Origin of the sequence: Mesorhizobium sp. M7A.F.Ca.CA.002.04.1.1 (assembly GCF_004022805.1) — a bacterium.
Taxonomy (GTDB): domain Bacteria; phylum Pseudomonadota; class Alphaproteobacteria; order Rhizobiales; family Rhizobiaceae; genus Mesorhizobium; species Mesorhizobium ciceri.
In genome coordinates this window covers 1-3,504 of the sequence record NZ_RZPL01000613.1, presented here as the reverse complement: position 1 = coordinate 3,504, position 3,504 = coordinate 1, and the positions used below count along the sequence as shown (strand labels likewise).

Sequence of the window (3,504 nt, the reverse complement as noted above, 5' to 3'; positions counted from 1 at the left end):
GCCCGTCGGCGTCGTGCTGGCGCAACTGGCCGCCGACGGCCGCACCCAGCGGCGCGAGCCCAATCACGTCTATTCGCTGCAGCAGGCCGCCGGCATCGTCAACTATGCGTTCGACCGCATTGCACTCGATTCCAAGCAGGCCAACGGAGAAAACGTCCGCATCGCGGTGATCGACACCGGCATCGACGACACCAACCCGGCGCTCTCGGGCGTCATTGCCGGGCAGTTCGACGCCATGCCCGACGTGCCAATCGAAAAGCGCGATCACGGCACGTCGATCGACGGGCTGATCGCCGGCGTCGGCGCGCTGGAAGGCATGGCACCGGGCGCAAAAATCTATCACGCCCGCGCCTTCGAGGACGGCAAGTCGACCATGGACGTCATCCTGTCGGCGCTCGACTGGGCGGCGGAACAGGACGTGCGCATCATCAATATGAGCTTTGTCGGGCCGAAGAACGATTTGCTCGGCGTCGCCTGCCGCAATGCCCGCGCGCTCGGCATGGTGCTGGTCGCCGCAGCCGGTAACAACGGGCCGAAGGCGCCCTATGGCTATCCGGCCGCCTTCGATGGTGTCGTCGCGGTGACCGCCACCGATGCCAAGGACGGGCTGATGCCGCAGGCCAATCGCGGCGCCTATGTCTTCATCTCGGCACCCGGCGTCGAGATGGTGGCGCCGAGCGGCGCCGGCTCGGATGTGGTCACAGGCACCTCGTTTGCCGCGGCGATCGTGAGCGGCGCCATCGCCAATCTCATCCATGCCGCGCCCGATCGCTCGGCCGACGACATCGAAAAGGCGCTCGCGGCAACGGCCAGGGATCTCGGCCCCAAGGGACGCGACAATGATTTCGGCTACGGCCTGCTGGACATCAAGGCGGCGGCGGCAAAGGACTAGTCTGCGACAGTCCAAGCCGCGGCTTGCGGAGGACGCACCAGAAAATAGAACGCGACGATGTGCGTGATCATCAGCAGCGGCACGTAGATGATCGGGATCGCGTAGGTGGCGCCCAGTTCGCCCGCACGCTGGGGGAGGCCGACCTGGATGGCGTGGTAATAGTCCACGATGAGGTCGACCGTCCCGACCAGATTGAAGGCGACGACGAGCGCCCAGAAGAGCTGAGGTATCCTCACCGTGAGCAGCGCCAGCATGGCCAGCACTCCTGTTGCAAGGTCGCCGTAGGCAGCAAACACGGCAAAGCCGGCAGGCAAATCGGGGCTGACGACACCCGGAACGAGGAAGACCAGCCCGAAGAAGCGGAAGCTGTGCAGAGCGGCAACAGCGCGCTGCGCCGCGACCCGGTCCATCGACCTGAGCCACGGCAAACCGTATGTAGCGAAGCAAAGCAGCCACGCGACATAGCCCAGAACAAGATGGATTTGGAATAGGACTTCGGTGGACATCTGGCCTCCTCTCGACAATTGGTTCATGCGGCCTCGAACACTGCGGTCAGGATACCGAGCCGACCTTGCATAAGATTTCGTCCGAGGTTGGCCGCAAGCTCAGCGAAGTCCGGTCCCATCACCACGCCGAGATTGGGCGAAGGCGGCGGCCCCGACGCGCGCAACTGTGCGAACCACGCCTTGGCGGCGTCGGTGTCGTCTTGCCATGCCAGCATGCGGAAGCTGGCCGGTTCGATCGCCTCGCGCGTCGCACCGGCTGTTAGGAGAAAGCTCGTCGCCGGCGTTCTCGCCCAGGGAAGCGGATAGTGCGGCTCGCCTCCAGACAGCACGACGTCGTATGTGGCAAACCTGCCGCCTGGCTTCAGCACGCGCCGAATCTCGCTGTAGAGCAGCGTCCGGTCAGAGATGTTCATCGCCACGTGCTGCAACAGCACCGCGTCGAAACGGCCATCGTCGAATGGGAGCTCCAATGCGCTGGCGGTCTGGAACGACAGCTGCCCGCTCTGTCCCGTGCGCTCGGTCAGATAGCGCGCGGCATCCACGAAAGGCTCGCTGAGATCCACGCCAGTAACCCGGCAGCCATAGGTCGCAGCCAGAAAGCGCGCCGGCCCACCGACGCCCGAGCCGACGTCCAGTATCGACATGTCGGCAGCGATCCCCGCCAATTGGGCAAGCTCGGCGGTGGCAGCTAGCCCACGGGTGTGAAACTGGTCGAGAACGCCCAATTGTTGGGGCGTGAGGAGCTGGTCCTCCGGGCCGAGGGCAGCCAACACCGTCTTCAGCCGCTCGGTCAGGCCCGTCGCGCGATAATGGTCGCGTACCCCTTCAAGTTCATCGGTCATCGCATGATGTCTCCTAGGTTCAGCTCATACCTAGGCCCACTTCCATAATTCGACTACCCGGCGTAATAACAACAACCTATGAAGCAGAACTACACAGTCCGACATGGTGCGCTGGAGGGCATCGAGGCGTTCCTGGCTGTCGCCAGGCACCGCAACTTCCGCCGCGCCGCAGCGCAACTCGGCGTGACACCGTCCGCCGTGAGCCAGGCGGTGCGCGCGCTGGAGGCACGCATGGGTGCGGCGCTGTTCGTCCGCACGACACGGAGCGTCGGCTTGACCGAGCCTGGCCAGCGGTTCCTCGATCGTGCCGGCCCTGCTTTCGAAGAACTCGTCGCGGCCGGCGAGGCCGTGCGTGACATCGGCCAACGGCCGACCGGTCTGCTGCGCCTGTCCGTGCCCCGCGCTGTCGTGCCGTTGATCCTGGAGCCGATGATCGCGTCGTTCTGCCGGGCTTACCCCGAGATCGAGCTGGAGATCGCCGCGAGCGACGAGATGGTCGATCTCGCGGCCGGCGGGTTCGATGCCGGCATCCGTCTCGGCCAGTTCATTGCGGTCGACATGGTCGCGGTGCGGCTAACCCCATCGTTTTCGTTCGTGGTCGTCGGCAGCCCTGACTATCTCAAACGCCACGGCCGCCCCGAACGCGTCGACGATCTGCGCAACCACGCCTGCCTGCGCTTGCGCCGTTCGAATGGCGCCATAGCGCCCTGGGCTTTCGTCGACGGCAACGAGACGATCGAGGCGATGCTCTCAGGCCCGCTGATAGCGCACGATTATCCGACATTGCTCGGGGCCGCGATGCGGGGCGTCGGGCTGGCGCAGACGCCTCGACCAATCGCTGAAGCTCCGATAGCCGAAGGTAAACTGGAACCGATGCTGGACGGCATCGCCGCCACGACGCCGGGCGTCTTCCTGTATCATCCCGGCAAGCGCCAAGTCCTGCCGAAGCTGCGCGCCTTCATCGACCACCTCAAATCCGCGGCGTGAGATGTCGGAATCCGGCCCCCTTGCGGTGGTCTCGCTACTGCCGGCGTCGGGCGAGATTGATGCGGCGTGAGTGTCGCGTCTCAACTCGATCCCGCAGAGCACATGGCTTTGATCTCCAGCTACGCCGGCGCACCGGCGACTGACCCTCTCACCACCAGGTCGACCGGCCAGACCTCGCCTCGCGCGCCCTCCTCCAGTCCTGAAATCCGTGCCGCCAGCCGCTCGGCGACACGGGCGCCGGCGTAGCTGGAGATCAAAGCCATGTGCTCTGCGGGAT

Annotated in this window: 4 protein-coding genes; 2 read left to right on the top strand and 2 right to left on the bottom strand. The window is 65.3% G+C overall.

Features of this window, described 5'->3' with window-relative positions:
- On the top strand, positions 1 to 892 hold an 892-nt coding region (locus tag ENZ75_RS25315), incomplete at its 5' end, for a S8 family serine peptidase (RefSeq protein ID WP_164887989.1).
- Here ENZ75_RS25315 and ENZ75_RS25310 read toward each other — a convergent pair.
- Positions 889 to 1,398 carry a hypothetical protein gene (locus ENZ75_RS25310; protein WP_013528257.1) on the bottom strand — a complete coding sequence of 170 codons (510 nt, stop codon included), beginning with the start codon at positions 1,396 to 1,398 and terminating at the stop codon, positions 889 to 891. The two genes, ENZ75_RS25315 and ENZ75_RS25310, sit on opposite strands and share 4 nt — an antisense overlap.
- A 23-nt stretch (positions 1,399 to 1,421) precedes the next feature.
- Positions 1,422 to 2,240 (bottom strand): class I SAM-dependent methyltransferase, encoded by an 819-nt coding sequence (locus ENZ75_RS25305; RefSeq protein ID WP_063169816.1) that lies wholly within the window; start codon positions 2,238 to 2,240, stop codon positions 1,422 to 1,424.
- Between the two features lie 78 nt (positions 2,241 to 2,318).
- On the opposite strand from ENZ75_RS25305, the gene ENZ75_RS25300 reads away from it, so the two are divergent.
- Positions 2,319 to 3,227, top strand: a complete 909-nt coding sequence (locus ENZ75_RS25300; RefSeq protein ID WP_063169815.1) for a LysR family transcriptional regulator — start codon at positions 2,319 to 2,321, stop codon at positions 3,225 to 3,227.
- Positions 3,228 to 3,504 lie beyond the last annotated feature (277 nt).

What these genes read in the sequence shown, in the direction of transcription:
- ENZ75_RS25300 (WP_063169815.1), top strand. Translation starts at nt 2,319, where the DNA reads ATGAAGCAGAACTACACAGTCCGACATGGTGCGCTGGAGGGCATCGAG.
- ENZ75_RS25305 (WP_063169816.1), bottom strand. Translation starts at nt 2,240, where the DNA reads ATGACCGATGAACTTGAAGGGGTACGCGACCATTATCGCGCGACGGGC.
- ENZ75_RS25310 (WP_013528257.1), bottom strand. Translation starts at nt 1,398, where the DNA reads ATGTCCACCGAAGTCCTATTCCAAATCCATCTTGTTCTGGGCTATGTC.